This window comes from Thalassobaculum sp. (genome assembly GCF_965223715.1).
Lineage (GTDB): Bacteria > Pseudomonadota > Alphaproteobacteria > Thalassobaculales > Thalassobaculaceae > Thalassobaculum.
In genome coordinates this window covers 1,160,308-1,181,349 of the sequence record NZ_OZ245012.1, presented here as the reverse complement: position 1 = coordinate 1,181,349, position 21,042 = coordinate 1,160,308, and the positions used below count along the sequence as shown (strand labels likewise).

Below are 21,042 nucleotides of genomic sequence, written 5' to 3'. Positions count from 1 at the left end.
GGAAACACTCATGACCAGCGAAGCGACACTCATCATCCGCGGCGGAACCATCGTCGACGGTACCGGCGCCGCCGCCTATGAAGGCGATGTGGCGCTTGCCGGCGACAAGATCCTCGCGGTGGGCGATATCGGATCCACCAAGGCGGCCGAGGAAATCGACGCCAAGGGCAAGATCGTCACCCCCGGCTTCGTCGACATCCACACCCATTACGACGGCCAGGCGGTCTGGGACCGGCACATGGCGCCGTCGGCCTGGCATGGGGTCACCACCGCGGTCATGGGCAATTGCGGCGTCGGCTTCGCTCCCTGCAAACCGGCCGACCGCGAGAAGCTGGTCGAGCTGATGGAGGGCGTCGAGGACATCCCCGGCCCGGTCATGCATGAGGGCCTGAACTGGCAGTGGGAGACCTTCGGCGAGTATCTCGACACGCTCGACCGCCTGCCCCGCGACATCGACCTGTGCACCCTGCTGCCCCACGCCGCCCTGCGGGTCTATGTGATGGGCGAGCGGGCGATCCAGCACGAACAGGCGAACCAGGAAGACATCGCCAAGATGCGCGACCTGACCCGCGAGGCGATGCAGGCCGGCGCCTTCGGCTTCTCCACCTCGCGCACGATCAGCCACAAGACCCTGGCCGGCGACCTCACCCCCACCCTGCGGGCCCATGAGGACGAGCTGACCGGCATCGCCATGGGCATGAAGGAGGCCGGCTCCGGCTTCCTGGAGATCGTCTCCGACTGGAACGAGCCGAGCCCCGAGGGCGAGTTCGCCGTGCTGCGCCGGGTGATCGAGAAGAGCGGCCGCACGGCGGTGTTCTCCCTCACCCAGCGCCATGACCGTCCGGATTTCTGGCGCGACCTGATGCGCATGTCGAACGAGGCCAAGGCCGACGGCCTGTCGATCCGCCCGGTGGCGGCCCCACGCCCCATCGGCATCCTGCTCGGCCTGGAGGGCAGCCAGAACCCGTTCTCCGGTACGAAGACCTACCGCTCCATCGCCCATCTGCCGCTGGACAAGCGGGTCGAGGCGATGCGCGATCCGGAGGTGCGGGCGAAGATCCTGGCCGACGATCCGATCAAGGAAAGCACCTTCCCGCTGATCCACCGGATCTCGTTCAACAAGATGTTCCGCCTCGGCTCGCCGGCGAACTACGAGCCGCAGCGCGACCAGTCGATCGCCGCCATCGCCGAGCGCGAGGGTCGCACCGCCCAGGAGGTCGCCTACGACATCCTGCTGGAGCGCGACGGCAAGGCGTTCATCTACACCCCACTGGTCAATTTCGTGAACTACGACATGTCGGCGCCGGAAGCGATGCTCGCCGATCCGAACGTGATCATGGGCCTCGGCGACGGCGGCGCCCATGTCGGCTTCATCCTGGATGCCGGGTTCCCGACCTGGCTGATGAGCTACTGGGGCCGCGACAAGTCGCGCTTCCCCATGGAAGACGTCATCCGGCGGCTCACCTCCGACACCGCTGGTGCGGCGGGCCTGTCCGACCGCGGCGTGCTGAAGGCCGGCAAGAAGGCGGATGTGAACGTCATCGACTGGGATTCGGTCGGGTTCTCCGACCCCTACGTCACCTTCGACCTCCCGGCGGGCGGCAAGCGCCTCCTGCAGAAGTCGAAGGGCTACGCGGCGACCATCGCCGCGGGCGAAGTGACCTACCGGGACGGTGCGCCCACGGGCGCGCTTCCCGGCCGGGTAGTGCGGGGCCAGCGGTGACGCTGCCCCGGACGACTGAAGTGTAACCTCAGACTCCCCTCCCCGGTCGCATGTGGCCGGGGAGTTTTTTCATCCGCTCCGCCGAGCGCAGCGATCAGTTCAGCAGCCTCTCCACGCAGGCCGACGCCACGCGCCGGTCGGCTTCCTCCGCGCCGGGCATGGTTGTCCACCCGGTGTCCATGATGGCCTCGTTGCGCTGATAGGACGGCTCGTCGCGTATATCCTCGATCTTCTCGCTGCGGGCAGTGTCGCGGCTGGCGAGTTCGACGCAGATCGGCAGGAGCGCCTGGCTCACCGCCGCGTCTGCCTGTTCGTTCGCCATCACTTCAGCCTTGCTCGTGGTCATCCAGAAGCCCGTTGCGAAGCCGAGCACCGTCGCGCAGAAGGCACCGACAACCACGCCGAACACCGCCGGCTTGGTCCAGTTGGGAAATGCCATTTGTTGATCCTCATCCTGTGAGGAAAAGCATCTTCCCTCACAAAACCACCCTCTCACGCCATAATAATTTGTCAAAATATCATTTATATAATGCGTGAGTTATGGGCAATTTATTATCAATAAACATGATCTGTTTCAATGAAATCAGAAAGATATTCTGTATAATATTATTTCTTTGGCTGTCCTTATTTTCGATGCACGGGATCGGATTTCCATCGAACGGAACGAAAACCTGTCACATCCTCTGGCTAGGCTGCTGCGCCAACCGAGGGGGACGCCCGTGAAACTGATCCACATCACCGACATTCATATCCAGGACGACAAGATCCTGGGTCAGGCGCCGATCGCGAACTTCACCGCCTGCCTCGCCCATGTGGAGACCCATCACCGGGATGCCGGCCGGGTGGTGATCACCGGCGACCTGACCCATCATGGCTCGCGCCACTCCTACGCCCAGCTTCGCGAGATCGTCATGGCCTCGCCGCTCGAGCCGCGCCTGCTGCTCGGCAATCACGACGACCGGGCCACCTTCCGGGCGGTGTTCCCCGAGGCCCCGATCGATCCCGCCGGCTTCGTCCAGTATGCCGAGGACACCCCGGCCGGCCGGTTCCTCTATCTCGACACGCTGGAACCGGGGACCCATGCCGGACGCTACTGCGACGACCGTCGGCTCTGGCTGGCGCAGGAGCTGGAGCGGGCCCGGGCGGATGGCCGGCCGGTCTATCTGTTCATGCACCACCACCCCTGCCCCATCGGCGCGCCTGCCTCCGACATGATCGGCCTGCTCGACGGCGCGCCGGTGCGCGCGCTGCTCTCCGGGTACCGGGACATCGTCCGCCACATCTTCTTCGGGCACTGCCATTCCACCCTGTCCGGGTCGGTCTGCGGCATCCCGATGTCGGCGCCGCGCTCCACCAACCATCCGAACGCCCAGGATCTCGGCGGGCGCGCCGCGATCGGGATCGGCCCGCTGGCGCCGACCTACAACGTGGTGCTGATCGGGGAGGAGAGCGTGGTGGTGCACACCATCGACTTCCTGGCCGAAGCGGAACTGGACTGGATCGTGCTCAACGACGACGGCTGGATCGAGGAGAGTCCGGCCGCCGAATGACGGTGCCGCACGATGGTCTCTTGGGGACCGCGACCCGGCGGGCGTAAGCTCCTGCCATGAAGAACAAACCTCCCCTCCGCCTCGGTCTGATCGGGGCCGGCGCCATCGGCGCCCATGTCATCGAGTTCGTCTCCGGCGAGTTGGCCGGCCGCGTCACCATCCCGGCCGTGCTGGTCCGCACCCCGCGTCCGGAAGCGGCCAACGGCCCCGACTACCTCACCGACCCCGTCGAGTTCCACGCCGGCGACTACGACGTGGTGCTGGAAGGGGCCGGCCATCAGGCGGTGCGCGACCATGTGGTGCCGTTGCTGAGGCGCGGCGTACCGGTGATCGTCACTTCCATCGGCGCCTTCACCGACGACGCCCTGTATGAGAGCTGCCGGCTGGCGGCGGAGGAAGGCGGCACCTCCCTCACCCTGGCCTCGGCCGGGATCGGCGCGCTCGACATCCTGTCCGGGGCAGCGGTCGGCGGGCTGGATGCGGTGGAGATGACCGTGCGCAAGGATCCCAGCGCCTGGTACGGCACGGCGGCGGAGGACCTGTTCGACCTCGCCGCCATGACCGAACCGACGGTGATCTTCGAGGGCACGGCGCGCGAGGGGGCGGCCACATATCCGCAGAACGTGAACATCTCGGCGGCGGTGGCCCTGGCCGGGATCGGGCTTGACCGCACGAAGCTGGTGATCGTCGCCGACCCGACCATCGAGACCCACATCATCACGGTCGAGGCCCGCGGCGCCTTCGGGTCGTTCTCCTTCACCGAGGACGTCGCGGTGGCCGAGGAGAACCGCAAGACCGGCAAGATCGTCGCCATGGCGGTGACCAAGACGGTCAGACAGCTCGCCAGCGCGGTTCGGATCGGGGGGTGACGACTGATGTTTGGGACTTAGCCCCCCGCTAGCGCCGCAGCAGATCCTCCACGGCCAGCGCCGTGCCGATCAGCCGGGCGTCCTCATAAAACCCGCCGACGAGCTGCAGCCCGACCGGCGCCCCGCCGCCCGGGACCGGCAGGCTGACCGCCGGGGCTCCCGCGTAGTTCGCCAGCGAGGTCAGGTCGGCCTGGTTCACCGGCACCGCCGCATCGGCCGCGAACGCGGTCTGCGGTACGGTCGGCAGGATCAGGGCATCCACCTCGTCAAAGGCGGCGTTGATCAGCTCCCCCGCCTCCTCGACCCGGCGATAGGCCTTCACGTATTTCGACGCCGGCGCGTCACGGCCGTAGCTCAGCATCGCGGTCAGGGTCTCCGACAGCGCCTCGGGATGGTCGCGCCAGACATCCTCCAGGGCCACCGCCCCTTCCGCCTCGATCAGCAGCAAGGCGGCCCGGCGCAGCAGCGACAGGTCGCCGAGGCCGAGCTTGATCTGCTTGATGGTCACGCCGCCGGCCCGCAGCCGGTCCAGGGCGGCGTCGATCACCCCCTGCACCGCCGGCTCGATCTCGCAGTTGTCCACCTCGGCCGGCCACCCCAGGACCAGGCCGCTCAGGTCCACCGGCTCGGCCTCCACATTGGCCAGCACCGGCAGGGAGAGCGCCAGGTCGAAGACCGAGCGGGCCAGCGGTCCGACATGGTCGAGGGTCCAGCACAGCGGCGTCACCCCGGCCATGGGCAGCAGGTCGAAGCTCGGTTTGAACCCCGCCACCCCGCAATAGGCCGCCGGTATCCGCACCGAGCCCAGCGTGTCGGTCCCAAGCGCCAGCGGCACCAGCCCCGCCGCCACCGCCGCCGCAGAGCCGCCCGACGAACCGCCGGGCGTGTGGCCGGGCACGGCGGGATTGTCGACCCGGCCGCGATGGGGATTGTCGCTGGTCGCCCCCAGGGCGGCCTCGTGCATGGCGAGCTTCGCGATCGGGATGGCCCCGGCCTCGCGGAGCCGGCCGGTGACCGCGGCGTCGATCGTCGGAACCCAGGACGTGCCGAGGCCGGCGGTGCTGGGCCGGCCGGCCACGTCGATATTGTCCTTCAGCGCCACCGGAATACCGTCGAGCTCGGACAGGGTCGCCCCCTCCCCGCGCCGTGCGTCGCTCTCCCGGGCGGCGGTGAGCGCGCCCTCGGCATCCACATCCCAGACCGCGTTCAGCACCGTGTTCGCCGCGGCGATCGCCTGCAGATGGGCCGTCACCAGGTCCACCGAGGAGATCGCGCCATCGTCGAGCCCGCCCACCATCTCGGCGAGCGAGAGATCCACCAGTCCTGTCATCGAATGCCGGCCATATTCGGATGAGTTTTCGCTGATCCCGTCCTGCCCCCGTATCCCGCGGGGGTCAAGCGGTTCACGCCGGAACGACCAGGTCGATGAGTGCCCGGGTGTCGTCGACGCTCTCCAGGTCGTCCACCAGGCCGATCAGCTTGTCCGCATTCTCCGCCGGCAGGCCGCCATGGGCCATGTTGCGTCGGAACTTCTCCAGATGCGCCTCGCGGGTCATCGGCTTGCCCGGGCTGCCGTAGACAACGTCCACCGAACGGCTGAGGCGGCTGCCGTCCTTGAGCACGACGATTACCGTGACCGGCGAGAACGCGTTGGGATCGGGGTTGCCGTCGACCTGAACCGAGACCCGCGCCCCCAGGTCCAGGGTCGCCGGATCGGCCAGCGCCTCGGGGGTGAAGTCGGTCAGGTCGAGCTTGCCGGTCAGCAGCATCCGCGCCGCCGTGAACGGGCCGGAGAGCCGGGCATAGTTCGCCGACATTTCCGGCTTCACCGGCCGGCCGATCAGCCGCTGGGTCAGCGGCGGCACCGCCGCCTCGACCCGTTCGACCGCGTCGACGGAGAAGCCGTGCTCGGCGATCAGCTGCGACAGCCCGTCCAGCAGCCCGTGGGTGGCCCGTCCGCTGGGGAACGGTTTATGGGCGACCTCCGTGATGCGCCAGACCTTGCCGAGCCCCCCCAGCAGCGCGTCGCGGTCGTAGCCGTCCTCCATGAGCCGGAGATAGCCGTAGGGTCCCTCCAGGGTGCCGCGGGTGCCCGGGATGCCCTGTTCGGCCATACGGGCGGCGACAACCGCGTCACGGGCACAGAACCCGGCCTGCATGGCGAGCAGCGCCAGCCCCTCGGTATGGGCCTGCATGGTGCCGCCGGCCTGGGCGTAATAGAGGCCGAAGGCGTCCATCAGCCGATCCCGGTCCATGTCCGCGATGGCGCCGATGGCGGCCGTCGCGCCGAAACCGCCGGCGGTGGCCGGGCGGAAGAACTTCAGTCCCGTCGTGACCGCATTGCCGATGGAGGTCGAGACGTCGACCCCCAGCACGATCGCCCGCAGCAGCGCCCTGCCGTCGGTCGGCCGGCCTTCCGCCGCCCGCGCCTCCATCTCGGCCATCAGGGCGGAGAGCAGCGTCGCCATCGGGTGCAGCACCGCGCCTTCGTGGACGCAGTCGTATTCGGAATTGTGGATGAGATAGCCGTTCACCGCGGCGGTTGCCGGCGGCTCCATGGCGCCGCCCAGGCCCCAGACCCTGGCCCCGCGTTCCGGCAGCGCCTCGCGCAGCCCGGCGATCCAGCCGTCCACATGGGCCGCCTGCGTTCCCGAAACGCCGACGCCGAGACTGTCGAGCAGATAGGTCTTCGCCGCGGTGATCGCCGGCTGGGGGATCGCCTCGAAGGGTGTGGCGACCACGTGGTCGGCGAAGGTTTCGATGGCGTCGGCTGTGTCGGTCATCGCGCTGCTCATTCGGCTGTGGGTCAGCCGAAAGGTAGAGCCTGTGCCGCGCGACCGAAACCGGTTTAGCCGGTCCCGGTCGCCGACGGGCCGATTATTCCCCCGCCTCCGGCGACGGCGCATGCACGTGGTCGTGCTCCGGGCCGTTCGCCTTGACCTGCTTCAGCTCGGCGATCGACTGGGTCAGGATCTGATAGGCCGAGCGCAGGAACAGGCCGGACATCAGCAGGGCGACGATCACGTCGGGCCAGCCGGTGCCGCTCCACCAGACCAGGCCGGCGGCGACCACGACGGCCGCATTGCCGATCGCGTCGTTGCGGGAGCACAGCCAGACCGAGCGCACATTGGCGTCGCCGTCGCGCCAGTTGAACAGGATCAGCACGCTGGCGACATTGGCCGCCATGGCCAGGACGCCGATGCCGCTCATCACCGCGGCGTCGGGCACGCCCAGCACGAAGACCTGGTAGACCGTGGTGGCGAACACCCCGACCCCCATGATCGCCAGCGACAGTCCCTTGCCGAAGGCCGCCCAGGCCCGCCAGGAGGCGGCCTTGCCGATCACCCACAGGCTCACCGCATAGGTCAGGCTGTCGGCCAGGAAGTCCAGACTGTCGGCGGTCAGCGCCATGGACCCGGCGAAGGCACCGCCGCCGAGTTCGACCACGAACATCGCCGCGTTAATCAGCACCACCGCGATCAGGGCGCGTTTGTAGCCGGCCGACATGCCGTCGAACGCGACACCGTGTCCACAGGATCCGGACATCATTCACCTCCAGGTTGCCCCGAGGGTGAGCCGCCCGACGTGCCGCCGCAACGGTGCGCGTTAAGATATAACGATGCGTGGGCCGCGCCCGGCTGCGCGACGCCGGAACGGATGCTGGCTTACTTGAACAGGCGGGCGCTGGTCTTGGAGGACAGGTCGACCCGGGTCAGGCAGTCGCCCAGCCGCTCCTCGCCCCGCTCGCAGTCGAGGAAGCTGTTGACCAGGACCTCGCCGATCCGGTCGCACTGGATGCCGGCGAGATTGACGATCAGCACGCTGGTCTTGTTCGGACGGATCGGCGCCAGATCCATCGCGATTCGGTTCTGAATCACCCCGTCGGTGTCGAACACCAGCACTTCCATGTTGAAGGCGGTGTAGGTCTGCTCCGCCGGGTTGCGCACGACGATATAGGACCGACAGGCGTTCTCCGCCGGCTCGAGCTTGTTAAGTTCGATCCCGATTCGCGCCTCGTCGGCCCGCGCCGGAGTGGCGGCGGCCAAGCCGATCAGCACGGCTGCGGCGAAGAAAATGCGAGCGGTAAACCCCATTGCGTCCTCCCGTTCAATGTCGCCAAGCGATAGCCGGAAATCGTGTCATTCTCAAGGCGTTCCGGACAATCGCACCGTGTGAGCGCAGGTCGCGATTCGTGAATGAAAACAGATGGTACCGACCTTTTCCGTAAATGTAGCTTAAATTTATCGCTTGCGCGATTCACTGCCTGATTGAGACTCTTCGCCACCTCTTCCAGTCACGTGTAGGTGCGATCCCATGGCCCTGATCACCGGAACCGTCGCCTCCGAAACCATCGTCGGTACCATCGAGAACGATACCGTCCTCGGAAATTCGGGCAACGACTTCATCCAGGGCCTGAATGCGGCGGATCTGCTGTACGGGAACGGCGACAGCGACACGATTCAGGGCAATGCCGGCGACGACACGATCTTCGGCGGACAGGACAACGACGCCCTGTCCGGCAGCCAGGGCGAGGACATCGTCTACGGTAATGACGGCGACGACACGCTTCAGGGCGGCGACGCGATCGACTCGCTCTATGGCGGCCAGGGCAACGACATCGTCAGCGGCGGTGTCGGCAACGACGTGATCATGGGCAATCTCGGCAACGACACCCTGTCCGGCAATGGCAACGACGACCTGATGTACGGCGGCGGCGGCATCGACCGGATGAGCGGCGGGACCGGGAACGACACGATGCACGGCGGCGACGACGGCGACTACATGTCCGGCGACGACGGCGACGATCTCGTCTATGGCAACAAGGGATCCGACATCATCTTCGGCGGCGCCGGCGTCGACAGCTTATATGGCGGCCAGGACAACGACGAGGTCTATGCGGATGCCTCGGCCGGCACCAGCACCGATGCCGATGTCCTGTACGGTAATTTTGGCAACGACACGCTGGTCGGTTCCTTCGGCGACAACACGATCTACGGTGGCCAGGACAACGACGTGATCTCCGGATCCCGCGGCAACGACGTGCTGTACGGGAACCGGGGCGACGACATCCTCGACGGGACGGTCAGCGGTTCGGACACCCTGGTGGCCGATGCCGACACGCTCTATGGCGGCAGCGGGCTCGACACGTTCGTCATCGATGGTGACCAGCAGAACTATGCCGAAGTCGACGTCATCGCCGATTTCGTGGTCGGCGAGTTCATCGACGTTTCCGGCGCCTTCGCCTCCGGCGTTGCTGGGTCAACGCTCTACATGCAGCTGATCGACGACGGTGACGACATGGTGCTGCGGATCGACCCCGACACCTCCGGGTCGACCTACGACTACAGCACAGCGGTCCGCCTGGTCGGAATCCAGGATATCGGCCTCACGGATATAAATTTCATCTTTTGACGCGCCGAATGATCGTATGTCGACGTTTGGTCGCGACTTGATGGATTGAATTTTAGGGATATTCGCTGATACTCTTTCCCCGTGGGGATAGAAAGACTTCGCCCGAAGTCTTAATCGGTGGGACGACAATGTCCGATGAAGAGCGGCTGAGCGATGTCGATCGCCGCAGCCTTAGGATTCTGGCGAAATCGAGCAAGAGTTCCGCGTCAGGGGCACGGCTGACAGAACGACTTGAGCGGGCCGCCGAGTCCGGCCTGAGGCAGGACTACCAGCGGGCCGAACAGACCTTCGACAGCCTTCCGCCTGAAGAGCGGCTCGTCATCAGCGCCAAGGCAGAGAAACAAGCCGCCACCGAGCGGGAGCTGCTGGATCGACGCAAGCGCGCGGTACCGGCCAAGAACGGCAAGGCCGTATCGCCCCCGCCCAAGCGGTCGCCGATGAATGACGACGAACCGCTGCAATGGAAGCCGATCTTCCAGGAGGTGCCGGCGGAAAGCCCACCGCCCCCGCCGAAGCAGCCCGCCCGTGCCGCCAAGGGTCGGCCAGCGGCCGAGGACGACGACGCGGGCATGACCTGGAAGCTGGGCGCCAATCCGGGCAATCCGAAGATGCCGACCGTCGGCCGCAGCGCCAAGGCGCCGCCCCCGAAGCCGGCCCCCCAGCCGGTGGACGACTGGGAGGACGACCAGAAGGACTGGAACTGGCGGGACATCCCGGATGATCCGGTGCTGAACGGCGGCCGCAAGAAGAAGACGGCGGCCGATCCCGTCGAGGAGCTGCGCCGCCAGATGCTCGGGCTCGACGCCAAGTACGGCAAGCGCTGAGCCGTCCGGTGCTGCTCAGTAGCTGCGCGGCAGGCCCAGCACCCGTTCGGCGATGAAGCACTTGATCAGCTCCGGCGAGACCGGCGCGATCCGGGTGATCAGCACCTCGCGGAAGTACCGTTCCACGTCGTATTCGGCGGCGTAGCCCATGCCGCCCAGGGTCATCACGGCCCGCTCGCAGGCGCGGAACGCCGCCTCGCCGGCAAGATACTTGGCCGAGTTCGCCTCGGCGCCGCAGGGCGCGCCTGAATCGTAGAGCGCGGCCGCCTTCAGCACCATCAGCCAAGCTGCCTCAAGCGCCATCCAGCACTCGGCCAGCGGATGCTGGATCGCCTGGTTCTGGCCGATCGGCCGGCCGAACACCTCCCGCTCCTTGGCATAGGCCGTGGCCGCCTCCAGCGCCTGTCGCCCGACGCCGATGGCTTCCGCGGCAATGAGAATGCGTTCCGGGTTGAGCCCGTGCAGCAGGCAGCGGAACCCCTGCCCCTCCTCCCCGATCCGGTCCTCCACGGAGACCTCCAGACCGTCGATGAACAGCATGTTGGAGTCCACCGCGTGGCGGCCCATCTTGTCGATCGCCCGGACCTCGACCTTGCTGCGGTCGAGCGGTGCGTAAAACAGGGTGAGACCGTCGGTCGGCTTCGCCCGGGCCTCCATCGGACTGGTCCGGGCGATGATCAGCACCCGGTCCGCCTCCTGGGCGGTGGAGGTCCAGATCTTGCGCCCGCTGATCCGGTAAATATCGCCGTCGCGCTCCGCCCGGGTCTTCAGCCGGCCGGTATCGAGCCCCGAGTCCGGCTCCGTCACGCCGAAGCAGCCCCGCTCCTCGCCGGCGATCAGCGGCGGCAGGAAGCGCTGGCGCTGCTCGGGCGTGCCGAAGACCACGACCGGGTGCAGACCGAAGATGTTGATGTGGATCGATGAGGCGGCCGCCATGGCGCCGGGCGAATGGGCAACCCGCTCCATCATCAGCGCCGCCTCGGTGACGCCGAGACCCGCGCCGCCCACCTCCTCCGGCATGGCGATGCCGAGCCAGCCGCCCTCGGCCATCGCACCGGCGAACTCGTGCGGAAACTCGGCCGTCGCGTCCTTGTCCCGCCAATAGGCGGCGTCGAACCGGTCGGCGATCCGGCCGACGGCGGCGACCAGTTCCTCCTGGTCCGGGGTCAGCATGAAACTCACAGCGTCGGCCTCCGGTGGAACCAGGGGCGCGCTTCCTCCAACTGGGCGGCAAGCCGGAACAGGATATCCTCGCGGCCGTAGCCGGCGCCCACATGCACGCCGATCGGCAGGCCATGTGGGGACCAATAAAGCGGGACCGACATGGCGGGACAGCCGGTCATGTTGAAATACTGGGTCACGGGCATCCTCTGCCAGACATCCTCAAGAAAGCCGTCCGCCGATCCGCAGTCGGTGCGGATCTCGCCGATCTCGGCCGGCGGCTGGGCCAGGGTGGTGGAGACCAGCACGTCGTATCGCTCGAAGAAAGCCCCGAACCGGCGGCCCAACTGGTGAAAGGCCTGGATGGCGGCGGCGTAATCGGCGGCGGTGATATCCGCGGCGCGGTCGGCGAAGGCCTGGGTGATGTGCTCCACATCCCCGTCTTCCGGCTCCCGGCCGAGCTGGGCGTAGCGGGCATCCAGGGACAGCTTCTGGTTCGGGGCGACCGCCGCGATCATCGCCGGGCCCAGCACCTCGGTATCGATCTCGGGATGGGCCTCCTCGACCTCGTGGCCGAGCGCGCGCAGCAGGTCGACCGCGTCGAGCACGGCCGCCTTGTTCACCGGATCGAGCGGCAGTCCGCCGAGCCCGGTGACGTGATAGGCGATCCGCAGCCTGCCGGGTTCCGCACCCACCTCGTCCAGGTAGGGCCGCTTCGGCGCCGGGCAGGCATAGGGATCGCCCGGCTCCGCCCCCTGGGTGGCGTCCAGCATGGCGGCACTGTCCCGCACGCTGCGGGAGATCACGTGCTGGGAGGCGAGACCGGCCCAGCCCTCGCCCACAAAGGGCCCGAACGGATTGCGCCCCCGGCTCGGCTTCAGGCCGAACAGGCCGCAATGGGCCGCCGGGATGCGGATCGAGCCGCCGCCGTCGCTGGCATGCCCCATGGGCACGATGCCGGCCGCCACGGCGGCCGCCGTCCCACCGGACGAGCCGCCAGCCGACCTCTCCAGGTCCCAGGGATTGCGGGTCGCACCAAAGGCCTCTGTCTCGGTCGAGATGCTGATGCCGAACTCCGAGGTGGCGGTGCGGGCGATGGGGACGGTTCCGGTCTCTTTCACCCGCATGGTATGGGTGAAATCGGTCGGGGCGACGAAGCCCTTGTAAAGGTTGGAGCCCGCCTCGGCCGGCCAGCCTTCCTGCCAGCAGCCCAGATCCTTGAAGACGAAGGGCACGCCGGCGAAGGGGCCCTTGCCGAGCGGACCGGCCGCCTGATCGCGGGCGACGTCGTCGCGGCGGGCGACGATGGCATTGATCTGCGGATTGACGGCGTCGGCACGGGCGAGCGCCGCCTCGACGACGTCGGCTGCGGAAACCTCGCCATCGCGGATCAGCTTCGCCAGGCCGAGCGCGTCCTGGTCGACATACTCCTCGAAGGTGAGCATCGGTTCAGATCTCCGGCCGGCGGTCGGCCCAGGGCTGTGCCTGTTCCACCTGTCCCGCGAGGCGCAGCAGCAGATCCTCACGCCCGAAGGCGGCCCCCACATGGATCCCGATCGGTAGGCCGTCGCTGCTCCAGGCGAGCGGCAGGGACATGGCCGGGGTGCCGGTCATGTTGGCGAGCGGCGTCACCGGCATCTCGTCCCCCAGGGTGGTGATGAAGTCTTCCAGGTCCCGCTCGTCCTGCCGCAGGAACCCCAGAGGCCGCGGCGGATTGCGCAGCACCGTGGACAGCATCACATCGTATCTCTCGTAGAAGGCGGCGAGTTGACGGCCGGCCCGATGGATCGTGGCGACCGCGGCGGCATAGTCGGCCGCCAGACGCTCGCGGCCGTGCTTCGCCCAGGCCCATGTCACCTTCTCCAGCCCCTCCCCGTCGGGCTTTCTGTCGAGCTGCTGATAGCGCGCCGAAATGCCGACCCAGAGATTGCCGGCGATGATCACGGTCAGGGCGTCGCGCAGGGCGTCGGTATCGACCTGCGGCATAGCCTCCTCCACCTCGTGGCCGAGATCGGCGAACAACTTGGCGGCGGCCTCGGCGGCGGCCTTGTTCTCCGGGTTCAGCGGCGTGCCGTCCAGACCGGTCAGATGCAGCGCCACGCGCAGCTTCCCGGGATCGCGCCCGACCTCGGCCAGATAGGGGCCGTCCGGCGCCGGAGCGGCATAGGGATCGCCCGGGGCCGGGCCGTGGGTGGCGTCCAGCAGGGCCGCACTGTCCCGCACGCTGCGGCTGATCACATGGCCGGTCGACAGGCCCGACCAGCCCTCGCCCACGACCGGACCCGACGGGTTGCGTGCCCGGGTCGGCTTGAGGCCGAACAGCCCGCAATTCGCCGCCGGGATGCGGATCGACCCGCCGCCGTCGGTCGCATGCGCCACCGGGACGATGCCGGCCGCCACCGCCGCCGCGGCCCCGCCGGAGGAGCCCCCCGGCGAATGGTCGAGATTCCAGGGATTGCGGGTGGGCCCGTTGGCCACCGGCTCGGTGGTCCAGGAAATGCCGAGCTCCGGCGTGTTGGTGCGCCCGAAGATGACCAGCCCGGCATCCTCGGCCCGTTCGGTATAGGTGAAGTCGATCGGCCCGACGAAGTCCTTCCACAGGCGCGAGCCGTTGCCCATCGGCACCCCCGCCTGCATGGCGCCCAGATCCTTCAGCAGGAAAGGCACGCCGGCGAGCGGCCCCTGGGGGAGGCCGGCGGCGACCCGGCCGCGGGCCGCGCCGTCGTTGCGCGAGACGATGGCGTTGATCGTCGGATTGATCGCGTCCGCACGCTCCAGTGCCGAGTCGAGCACGTCGCCGGCGCTCACCTCCCCCTCGCGGATCAGGTCGGCCAGGGCCAGGGCGTCATGGGTCATGTATTCGGCGAACGCGGCCATGGGGATCTCCGGCGGATGGGCGCCCGGACGGGCGCGGGGGAACGGGAGCCTGAAACGGAACGGGCGGGACTTCCGCCCCGCCCATGTTCACCCTTGTCCTCCCGCACTTCAACCGCGCGCGGGTCTGACCGCTCACTCCATGGTGCCGCGGACCGGATAGCCCTCCCGGCCGCGGTTCAGACCGCGCAGGACCAGGTCCAGGTCGGGCCGCACGAAGGGCGCGTTGGCGATCTCCACGATCTGCAGCTTGCCCTCGGGGGTGGCAACGAACAGGCCCGGCTCCGGGAACGGGCGGTCGGTCTCGGTATCGCTGCGCGGGGTGGAGATATAGAGACCCAGCGCGCGCATCTGGTCGACGCTGAGGTCGTAGGCCACCGGCATGGTCAGCCCGACCTCCTTGGCGAAGGCCTCCGCCTTCTCCTTGGGGTCGCCGGAGACCGCCACCACCTCGGTGCCCATGTCGGCGAACTCGCTCAGTTTCGACTCGAGCTTGCCGAGATAGGTCTTGCAGATCGGGCAGTGCAGGCCGCGATAGACGAAGACCGCCTGCCACTTGTCGCGGGGACCGCCCAGCGTCACCTCGCCGCCGCCGACCGCCGCCAGCGTCATCGCCGGCAGATCACCGCCGGCCGGTAATTTCTTGCTCATCGTCAGACCCTCTTTTCCCATGGAATCGGCTCTCAAGACCCACCAAATGCAGGGAACAGGTGCGAGGATACGCGGACAAGGATCCCTTTTGTTAAGGGACCATAAGGGATTTAGCTATATTAGGGGTTGCGCCGGGAGCCGATTGGTAGTGAGCTTCCGGCCCTTTCGCACCTGCGAAATAACCGACACCATAGTCGAGGGATCAACTTGCTCTACTCGATGTACGAAGCACAGCGCGCTTTCATGGCGCCCATGCGCTTCCTGACCCAGGCCTCCAAGGCCATGACCGGTCACCCGCTGACACCCTACTCCTACATGGCTTTCGGCAAGGCGTTCGAGGCCGGCATGGAAGTGCTGGACGGCGTCATCAAGGACCGCGGCAAACCGGACTGGGAACTCGATTTCGCCGAGACGCCGGACGGTCCCGTGCCGATCAGCTTCGATCCGGTGCTCGAGACCCCGTTCTGCAATCTCGTCCATGTCTTCCGGGGTACCGAGCGCAAGGACCCCAAGGTCCTGCTGGTCGCCCCGGTCTCGGGACACTACGCCACGCTGCTGCGGGGCACCGTCCAGGGGCTCATGCGGGAGCATGACGTCTATGTCACCGACTGGAAGGACGCCCGCAACATCCCGCTGAGCCAGGGCTCGTTCCACCTGGACGACTACATCGCGCTGCTGATGGACTTCATCCGCCATCTCGGCCCCGACGTTCACATCGTCGCCGTTTGCCAGCCGGCCCCGATCGTTCTCGCGACCGTCTCGCTGATGGCGGAGATGGAGGACCCGGCCCAGCCGATCTCCATGACGCTGATGGGCGGCCCGATCGATCCGCATGCCGCGCCGACGGTCGTCACCCAGCTCGCCGACGCCCGGCCCATGAGCTGGTTCGAGACCCGCTGCATCACCCGGGTCCCGGTCTTCTATCCGGGTGCCTTCCGGCGGGTCTATCCGGGCTTCATGCAGGTCGGCGCCTTCATCGCCATGAACCCGGACCGCCACGTCTCGGCCCATCTGGCGATGTTCCGCCACCTGGTCGAGGGAGACGGCGAGTCGGCCGAGTCCAAGCAGCGGTTCTACGACGAGTACCTGTCGGTCATGGACGTGCCGGCGGAATACTACCTCGAGACCGTTGAGCGGGTGTTCAAGGAACGCCAGCTTCCGCGCGGCATCATGAAGTGGCGCGGCCAGCTGGTGAAGCCGGCGGCGATCCAGAAGACCGCCATGCTGACCATCGAGGGCGAGAAGGACGACATCTCCGCCCCCGGCCAGACGCTGGCGGCCCATGAGATGACCACCGGCATTCCGAAGGCCCGGCGGCGCAACCACCTGGAAAAGAAGGTGGGTCACTACGGCATCTTCAACGGCCGCAAGTGGCGCGAGAACATCCTGCCGGAGATCACCAAGTTCATCCGCGAGGTCTCCTGACCTACGCGCTAGCCGAGATCGGAGGCGGTCCATGGACGGGCCGCCTCGCGATCGCTCCCCTGCCCCGAAGCGACGACGATTTTGCAGCGATCCGAGCTTGGGGTGCGGATCTGGTGCTTTCGCTTGTCGAGGAGGACGAGGCGGAACGGGCAGGTGCCCCGGACCTGTCGGCTCGCTTCAAGCGGGAGGCGATCGCCTGCCTACGTGCCCCCATCGTCGATTACGGCAACCCGGACGAGGCCTTCGAGATCCGTTGGGCGGACCACCGCGACAGGGCTCTGGGGCTGCTGGCCGAGGGGGGCAAGGTGCTTGTCCATTGTCGCGGGGGCCAGGGCCGCAGCGGCACGATCGCGGCGGCTCTGCTGATCGCGGGCGGCATGGCACCGGCCGACGCCATCGCCGAAGTCCGCCGCAGCCGGCCAGCGGCGATCGAAACCGAGGGCCAGGAGATCTGGCTCCATACCCGAGCAGCCATCGGCCGGACATAAGCATTCGTGCCGCCCCGGAACGCAGGATGCTCCCGCGTTCCGAGGCAGGGGTCCGACCGTTAGTCGACGGCGGCGATCACACCGATTTCCACGGTGAAGACCGGACGGGCCAGGCGGGGGGATTCCACGCAGGCGCGGGCCGGGGCGCAGCCTTCCGGGACCCACGCGTCCCACACCGCGTTCATGGCGTCGAAATCGTCCATGGTGTTCAGCCAGATGGTGGCCGACAGCAGCTTGGTCTTGTCGGTGCCGGCCTCGGCCAGCAGCGCGTCGATCCGGTCCAGGATGTTCTTGGTCTGATCGCCCGCGCTGGCGCCCTGCTTGTCCTGGGCGACCTGCCCGGCCAGATAGACGGTGCCGTTATGGACCACGACCTGGCTCATACGCTTGGCGGTCTGGAAGCGCTGAATGCTCATCGCATCGTTCCTTCTTATCATGATCTTGGGTGACCTAGCCGCTTGCGCGCGAGGCCGTTATGGTTGGCGCGCCATCCTACCCAGGACCCACCTGTTGAGCGAGCCCCGATGGACGCGTACCGACGTTTCCTTCTCTCCCCGTCGACACGGCCGGCCGGGAGCCCCCGCCGGTGACGCCCGAGCAGATCGAGGCGCTTGCCGGCTGGATGACGGAAAGGCTCGGGGCCGGCTCCGTCCGGCTCGCCACGCCGTCCAAGATGTCGGGCGGCGCCATCCAGGAGAACTGGAAGCTGGATGCCGAGGTGACCGGCGGTGCCCATGCCGGGAGCCTCGCCCTGGTGCTGCGCACCGACGCCCCCTCCGGCGTGTCGGTCAGCCATCCCCGCGCCCATGAATTCGCGCTGCTCAAGGCCGCCTTCGCCGCCGGGGCGACGGTGCCGCAGCCGCTGGCGTTGGACGAGACCGGGACGGTCCTGGGCAAGCCGTTCTACCTGATGCGCCGGGCTGCCGGCACGGCGAACCCGCGCGCCCTGTCCCGGGACAAGGAACTCGACCCGCACCGTCCGGACCTCACCGCCGCGATCGGCCGGGAGCTGGCGCGCATCCATTCCATCACGCCGCCGCGCGACGATCTCGATTTCCTTCCCCAGGATCCGCGTCCTCCGGTGGAACGCCGGCTGGACGAGTTCCGGGCTCAGCTCGACGCCCTGCCGCAGGCCTATCCGGCGCTGGAATGGGCGATCCGCTGGCTGGAGATGAACGCTCCCGCCAGTGCCGCCACCGTGCTCGGTCATGGGGACTTCCGCTGCGGCAACATCATGGCCGACGGTGCGCAGGTCACGGCGGTACTGGACTGGGAATTCGCCGGCTGGTCCGACCCGATGGAGGATGTGGGCTGGATCTGCGCCCGCTGCTGGCGCTTCGGCGTCGACGACCGGATCGTCGGTGGCATCGGCGATCTCGCCGATTTCCGCCGCGGCTACGAGGCGGAGGCGGGGCACAGCTTGGACTGGGATCAGGTCGGGTTCTGGGAGGTGCTGGCGACCGTCCGCTGGGCGATCATCGCCCTCCACCAGGGCGAGCGGCACCTGTCCGGCGAGGAGATGTCTATGGAACTGGCCCTGACGGGACGCAAGGCGGTGGAGATGGAGTTCGACGTGCTGACCCAGATCCGGGCGATCGAGACGGGCAGGCTGGAGCGGGTGTCATGAGCGACCGGCCGAACCGGGGCGAGCTGTTGGCCGCCGCCGAGGAGACCCTGCGGGACGAAGTGCTGCCGGCCCTGGACGGGAGTGCGAAATACGCCGCCCTGATGGTCGCCGCCGCCATCGCGACCGCGCGCCGGGAGATCGAGACCGGCAACGACGCCGCCCGCCGCACCCTCGACGCCTATGCGGAGCTGTACGGCCAGGACAATGTTCACCGCAGCGGCGGCAGCGCCGACGAGCGGATCAACGAACTGTCCCGGGATCTGGCGCGGGAGATCCGCAGCGGCACCTACGACACCGACCTGCTGGGGCCGGTCTTCACGGTGCTTGAGACGCAGGTCGTCGAGCGCCTGGGCCTGTCCAACCCACGCTTCCTCGTTTCCAGCGGCTACAGCCAGCCGGGAGCCGAATAGAACGGCGCCCAAAAGACGAAAGGCCCCGCCGGGGGCCTTCCGGAACCTCGATCAGGGCGTGGCTTCGACCGGCACTGCTGCCCCGTTGCCCTGCTTGGCGACCGCCGGCTTGACCGGCTCCAGCTTGGGCAGCGACTTCTTGTCGGAGTCGCTCGGGAAGTGGCGGCAGTTGCCCTCGAAGAAGGCGCCCGGCTCGATCGACAGACGCTCCTGTATCACGTCGGCGATCACCCGGGCGGTCTTGGCCAGGGTCACGTGCCGCGCCTTGATCTGCCCGGTGACATGGCCGGCGATGACCACGGTCTCCGCCTCGATCGCGCCACGAACCGTCGCGGTGGAGGAGACCGTGAGCTTGTTGGAGATGATGTCTCCCTCGACCGTGCCGTCGACCTGAACGTCTCCCTCGCTGGTCAGGTTGCCGTTGATGGTCAGGTCCGAGCTGATGATCGACGGCGCCGCCGGCGCTTTCGGCGGACTGCCCGCGTCGGACCTAGTCGCCGGTTTTTGCTTGCTGCTGAACATGGATGCCCGCTTTCATGAACTTGGACGGGTTGATCGGCTTATCGTTGTACCGCACTTCGTAGTGCACATGCGGCCCCGTGCTCCGGCCGCTGGAACCCAGCAGTGCGATCGTCGTCCCGAGATCGACGCGCTGGCCCACTTTGACCTTGATCTTAGCGAGGTGAGCGTAGCGCGTCACCAGCCCATGTCCATGGTCGATGTCTATCACCCGGCCATAGGCGGTGCGCCGCCCGGCAAAGCTGACCACGCCCGGAGCGGTTGCAGTCACTTCCTGCTTGTAGGGGCCGGCCAGATCCACACCGCTATGCATCGAGTAGCGGCCGTTGATCGGATCCTTGCGGCGGCCGAAATAGCTGGTGATGTAGTATTCCTCCAGCGGCTTGGCGAGCGGCATGGCGGTATAGAAGGACACCACCTGCTGCCAGCGCTCCAGCCGGCGCTCCAGCTCGACGCGCAGCGCATCGTCCTCGTCGCTGAGGCTCATGTCGGGGGCCAGTTCCTGGAACGGACCGCCCTTGCCCGTGGCCTGTTCGCGCGGCAGCGGCACGACCTTGTCCAGTTTCAGGCCGGTCCGGCGGATCACGTCCTCGACCTTGGCGATCTGACCGTGGGTGCGCTCCGAGATCTCCATCAGTTCGCGGCGATGGGCGTCGCGCTCGGAATCCAGGGTGCTCTCCAGATCGGCGACCTGGGCCCGCAGGGTGTCGTTGTCGACGGCGACGGCGCTGCGTTCCAGGATGACGGTGCGCAGGTCGGTCTTCAGCGCCCGCACATTGCTCTCCAGCAGCGCCACCTTGGCGCTGGAGGCCTCGAGCTCGTTGTGCAGGGCCCAGAGCCGGTCGTCGAGCGCCGCCCGCTCAGCCGCGATCTCCGCCTTTTCGGCCTCGACCACCGCCAAGTGCTGGCGCAGGGTGCCGATATGCGCCTCGAGCGCGTTGTTCTTGCCGGTGGTCTGGCGCAGCTCCGAACTGAACAGCTCGAGCTGGTCGTTCATCTGCTTGCGGGCCGAGGCGATCCGGCTGCGCTCCTCCTCGGAGCTGCGTAGCGCCACCTCGGTGGAGCTCAGGTCCTGCTTCAGCTCCTCGTTCTGGCTGAACAGGCCGCGCAGATGGGCTTCTGTTTCCTTGAGGTCCCGGGTGATGCCGACGATGGAGAGCTGATAATCCGACACCTGGTCGAGCAGCTTTCGATACGCCTGCCGCGAGCGCGAGATCGCGTCGGCCTTCTCGGCGATCATTTCCTTCTGATTCTGGAAGCCGACGGTCGCGAACCCGACCCAGCCGGCAACACCGACCCAGATTGCGATGACACTGACCTGCAGCGCCGTGCTCAGTCGCAGATAGCTCGTCTCGCCCTCGGTGCGAATAATGATCTGGCGCTCAGGCAGGAGCCGCCGAACCTTCTGCACCGCGCGGTCCGCCCATCCCACGGACTCATCGGTCATGTATTCTCCCCCGCAATCGATTGCTTGGCCGGCAACCACCGACCTGCCATTTCCTTTCGCCG

General features: G+C 67.6%; 21 protein-coding genes. 9 read left to right on the top strand and 12 right to left on the bottom strand.

All coding sequences use genetic code 11. From position 1 onward, the window contains the following. The first annotated feature begins 10 nt into the window (after positions 1–10). Positions 11–1,723: an N-acyl-D-amino-acid deacylase family protein gene (locus ACOQOP_RS05470; RefSeq protein WP_420565312.1), complete on the top strand. Its 1,713-nt coding sequence runs from the start codon at positions 11–13 to the stop codon at positions 1,721–1,723. Between the two features lie 94 nt (positions 1,724–1,817). Here ACOQOP_RS05470 and ACOQOP_RS05465 read toward each other — a convergent pair whose 3' ends face one another. Further along, a complete protein-coding gene (locus ACOQOP_RS05465) occupies positions 1,818–2,162 on the bottom strand; it encodes a hypothetical protein (protein ID WP_420565311.1) in 345 nt (114 codons plus the stop codon). A gap of 280 nt (positions 2,163–2,442) precedes the next feature. Between ACOQOP_RS05465 and ACOQOP_RS05460 the strand changes: the two genes are divergently transcribed. Next, positions 2,443–3,273, top strand: a complete 831-nt coding sequence (locus ACOQOP_RS05460; protein ID WP_420565310.1) for a metallophosphoesterase — start codon at positions 2,443–2,445, stop codon at positions 3,271–3,273. Positions 3,274–3,329: 56 nt separating this feature from the next. Continuing rightward, positions 3,330–4,142: an aspartate dehydrogenase gene (locus ACOQOP_RS05455; RefSeq protein ID WP_420565309.1), complete on the top strand. Its 813-nt coding sequence runs from the start codon at positions 3,330–3,332 to the stop codon at positions 4,140–4,142. Positions 4,143–4,170: 28 nt separating this feature from the next. Here the strand turns inward: ACOQOP_RS05455 and ACOQOP_RS05450 are convergent, their stop codons facing one another. The 4 genes from ACOQOP_RS05450 to ACOQOP_RS05435 form a co-directional block, all read right to left on the bottom strand. Continuing rightward, positions 4,171–5,472 (bottom strand): amidase, encoded by a 1,302-nt coding sequence (locus ACOQOP_RS05450; protein WP_420565308.1) that lies wholly within the window; start codon positions 5,470–5,472, stop codon positions 4,171–4,173. Between the two features lie 73 nt (positions 5,473–5,545). Next, a complete protein-coding gene (locus ACOQOP_RS05445) occupies positions 5,546–6,925 on the bottom strand; it encodes an MmgE/PrpD family protein (RefSeq protein ID WP_420565307.1) in 1,380 nt (459 codons plus the stop codon). A 94-nt stretch (positions 6,926–7,019) separates the two neighbouring features. Further along, positions 7,020–7,688 carry a cation transporter gene (locus tag ACOQOP_RS05440; protein WP_420565306.1) on the bottom strand — a complete coding sequence of 223 codons (669 nt, stop codon included), beginning with the start codon at positions 7,686–7,688 and terminating at the stop codon, positions 7,020–7,022. A gap of 119 nt (positions 7,689–7,807) precedes the next feature. Then, positions 7,808–8,236: a hypothetical protein gene (locus tag ACOQOP_RS05435; protein WP_420565305.1), complete on the bottom strand. Its 429-nt coding sequence runs from the start codon at positions 8,234–8,236 to the stop codon at positions 7,808–7,810. A 220-nt stretch (positions 8,237–8,456) separates the two neighbouring features. Here ACOQOP_RS05435 and ACOQOP_RS05430 point away from each other — a divergent pair, with 220 nt between their 5' ends. Then, a complete protein-coding gene (locus ACOQOP_RS05430; RefSeq protein ID WP_420565304.1) occupies positions 8,457–9,554 on the top strand; it encodes a calcium-binding protein in 1,098 nt (365 codons plus the stop codon). A 128-nt stretch (positions 9,555–9,682) separates the two neighbouring features. After that, positions 9,683–10,378, top strand: coding sequence for a hypothetical protein (locus ACOQOP_RS05425; protein ID WP_420565303.1), 696 nt, complete (start codon positions 9,683–9,685; stop codon positions 10,376–10,378). A 15-nt stretch (positions 10,379–10,393) separates the two neighbouring features. Here the strand turns inward: ACOQOP_RS05425 and ACOQOP_RS05420 are convergent, their stop codons facing one another. The 4 genes from ACOQOP_RS05420 to ACOQOP_RS05405 all read right to left on the bottom strand — a co-directional run bounded on the left by ACOQOP_RS05420 (position 10,394) and on the right by ACOQOP_RS05405 (position 15,064). Then, positions 10,394–11,551, bottom strand: coding sequence for an acyl-CoA dehydrogenase family protein (locus ACOQOP_RS05420; RefSeq protein WP_420566518.1), 1,158 nt, complete (start codon positions 11,549–11,551; stop codon positions 10,394–10,396). Positions 11,552–11,556: 5 nt separating this feature from the next. Further along, complete coding sequence (locus tag ACOQOP_RS05415; protein WP_420565302.1) at positions 11,557–12,984, bottom strand: amidase; 1,428 nt, start codon at positions 12,982–12,984, stop codon at positions 11,557–11,559. A 4-nt stretch (positions 12,985–12,988) separates the two neighbouring features. Beyond that, on the bottom strand, positions 12,989–14,416 hold the full coding sequence (locus ACOQOP_RS05410; protein WP_420565301.1) for an amidase: 1,428 nt from the start codon (positions 14,414–14,416) through the stop codon (positions 12,989–12,991). A 132-nt stretch (positions 14,417–14,548) separates the two neighbouring features. Then, positions 14,549–15,064, bottom strand: coding sequence for a peroxiredoxin-like family protein (locus ACOQOP_RS05405; protein ID WP_420565300.1), 516 nt, complete (start codon positions 15,062–15,064; stop codon positions 14,549–14,551). Positions 15,065–15,283: 219 nt separating this feature from the next. Between ACOQOP_RS05405 and ACOQOP_RS05400 the strand changes: the two genes are divergently transcribed. Further along, positions 15,284–16,489, top strand: coding sequence for a polyhydroxyalkanoate depolymerase (locus tag ACOQOP_RS05400; protein WP_420565299.1), 1,206 nt, complete (start codon positions 15,284–15,286; stop codon positions 16,487–16,489). Then, positions 16,435–16,977 (top strand): protein-tyrosine phosphatase family protein, encoded by a 543-nt coding sequence (locus tag ACOQOP_RS05395; protein WP_420565298.1) that lies wholly within the window; start codon positions 16,435–16,437, stop codon positions 16,975–16,977. The genes ACOQOP_RS05400 and ACOQOP_RS05395 overlap by 55 nt, the downstream gene beginning before the upstream one ends. A gap of 59 nt (positions 16,978–17,036) precedes the next feature. Here ACOQOP_RS05395 and ACOQOP_RS05390 read toward each other — a convergent pair whose 3' ends face one another. Then, entirely contained in the window at positions 17,037–17,393 is a 357-nt protein-coding gene (locus tag ACOQOP_RS05390; RefSeq protein WP_420565297.1) for a RidA family protein, read from the bottom strand. A gap of 170 nt (positions 17,394–17,563) precedes the next feature. On the opposite strand from ACOQOP_RS05390, the gene ACOQOP_RS05385 reads away from it, so the two are divergent. Both ACOQOP_RS05385 and ACOQOP_RS05380 read left to right on the top strand, forming a co-directional pair. Next, the gene (locus tag ACOQOP_RS05385; RefSeq protein WP_420565296.1) at positions 17,564–18,604 is read left to right on the top strand and encodes a phosphotransferase family protein; all 1,041 of its coding nucleotides are present in this window, start codon (positions 17,564–17,566) and stop codon (positions 18,602–18,604) included. Then, positions 18,601–19,014 carry a DUF6285 domain-containing protein gene (locus tag ACOQOP_RS05380; RefSeq protein ID WP_420565295.1) on the top strand — a complete coding sequence of 138 codons (414 nt, stop codon included), beginning with the start codon at positions 18,601–18,603 and terminating at the stop codon, positions 19,012–19,014. The genes ACOQOP_RS05385 and ACOQOP_RS05380 overlap by 4 nt, the downstream gene beginning before the upstream one ends. Positions 19,015–19,065: 51 nt before the next feature. Here the strand turns inward: ACOQOP_RS05380 and ACOQOP_RS05375 are convergent, their stop codons facing one another. After that, positions 19,066–19,536 carry a bactofilin family protein gene (locus ACOQOP_RS05375; RefSeq protein ID WP_420565294.1) on the bottom strand — a complete coding sequence of 157 codons (471 nt, stop codon included), beginning with the start codon at positions 19,534–19,536 and terminating at the stop codon, positions 19,066–19,068. Further along, the gene (locus tag ACOQOP_RS05370; RefSeq protein ID WP_420565293.1) at positions 19,505–20,980 is read right to left on the bottom strand and encodes a peptidoglycan DD-metalloendopeptidase family protein; all 1,476 of its coding nucleotides are present in this window, start codon (positions 20,978–20,980) and stop codon (positions 19,505–19,507) included. Before ACOQOP_RS05370 ends, ACOQOP_RS05375 begins: the two co-directional genes overlap by 32 nt. Positions 20,981–21,042: the final 62 nt, after the last annotated feature.

What these genes read in the sequence shown, in the direction of transcription:
- ACOQOP_RS05470 (WP_420565312.1), top strand. Translation starts at nt 11, where the DNA reads ATGACCAGCGAAGCGACACTCATCATCCGCGGCGGAACCATCGTCGAC.
- ACOQOP_RS05465 (WP_420565311.1), bottom strand. Translation starts at nt 2,162, where the DNA reads ATGGCATTTCCCAACTGGACCAAGCCGGCGGTGTTCGGCGTGGTTGTC.
- ACOQOP_RS05455 (WP_420565309.1), top strand. Translation starts at nt 3,330, where the DNA reads ATGAAGAACAAACCTCCCCTCCGCCTCGGTCTGATCGGGGCCGGCGCC.
- ACOQOP_RS05450 (WP_420565308.1), bottom strand. Translation starts at nt 5,472, where the DNA reads ATGACAGGACTGGTGGATCTCTCGCTCGCCGAGATGGTGGGCGGGCTC.
- ACOQOP_RS05445 (WP_420565307.1), bottom strand. Translation starts at nt 6,925, where the DNA reads ATGACCGACACAGCCGACGCCATCGAAACCTTCGCCGACCACGTGGTC.
- ACOQOP_RS05440 (WP_420565306.1), bottom strand. Translation starts at nt 7,688, where the DNA reads ATGTCCGGATCCTGTGGACACGGTGTCGCGTTCGACGGCATGTCGGCC.
- ACOQOP_RS05435 (WP_420565305.1), bottom strand. Translation starts at nt 8,236, where the DNA reads ATGGGGTTTACCGCTCGCATTTTCTTCGCCGCAGCCGTGCTGATCGGC.
- ACOQOP_RS05430 (WP_420565304.1), top strand. Translation starts at nt 8,457, where the DNA reads ATGGCCCTGATCACCGGAACCGTCGCCTCCGAAACCATCGTCGGTACC.
- ACOQOP_RS05425 (WP_420565303.1), top strand. Translation starts at nt 9,683, where the DNA reads ATGTCCGATGAAGAGCGGCTGAGCGATGTCGATCGCCGCAGCCTTAGG.
- ACOQOP_RS05420 (WP_420566518.1), bottom strand. Translation starts at nt 11,551, where the DNA reads ATGCTGACCCCGGACCAGGAGGAACTGGTCGCCGCCGTCGGCCGGATC.
- ACOQOP_RS05415 (WP_420565302.1), bottom strand. Translation starts at nt 12,984, where the DNA reads ATGCTCACCTTCGAGGAGTATGTCGACCAGGACGCGCTCGGCCTGGCG.
- ACOQOP_RS05410 (WP_420565301.1), bottom strand. Translation starts at nt 14,416, where the DNA reads ATGGCCGCGTTCGCCGAATACATGACCCATGACGCCCTGGCCCTGGCC.
- ACOQOP_RS05405 (WP_420565300.1), bottom strand. Translation starts at nt 15,064, where the DNA reads ATGAGCAAGAAATTACCGGCCGGCGGTGATCTGCCGGCGATGACGCTG.
- ACOQOP_RS05400 (WP_420565299.1), top strand. Translation starts at nt 15,284, where the DNA reads ATGTACGAAGCACAGCGCGCTTTCATGGCGCCCATGCGCTTCCTGACC.
- ACOQOP_RS05390 (WP_420565297.1), bottom strand. Translation starts at nt 17,393, where the DNA reads ATGAGCATTCAGCGCTTCCAGACCGCCAAGCGTATGAGCCAGGTCGTG.
- ACOQOP_RS05380 (WP_420565295.1), top strand. Translation starts at nt 18,601, where the DNA reads ATGAGCGACCGGCCGAACCGGGGCGAGCTGTTGGCCGCCGCCGAGGAG.
- ACOQOP_RS05375 (WP_420565294.1), bottom strand. Translation starts at nt 19,536, where the DNA reads ATGTTCAGCAGCAAGCAAAAACCGGCGACTAGGTCCGACGCGGGCAGT.
- ACOQOP_RS05370 (WP_420565293.1), bottom strand. Translation starts at nt 20,980, where the DNA reads ATGACCGATGAGTCCGTGGGATGGGCGGACCGCGCGGTGCAGAAGGTT.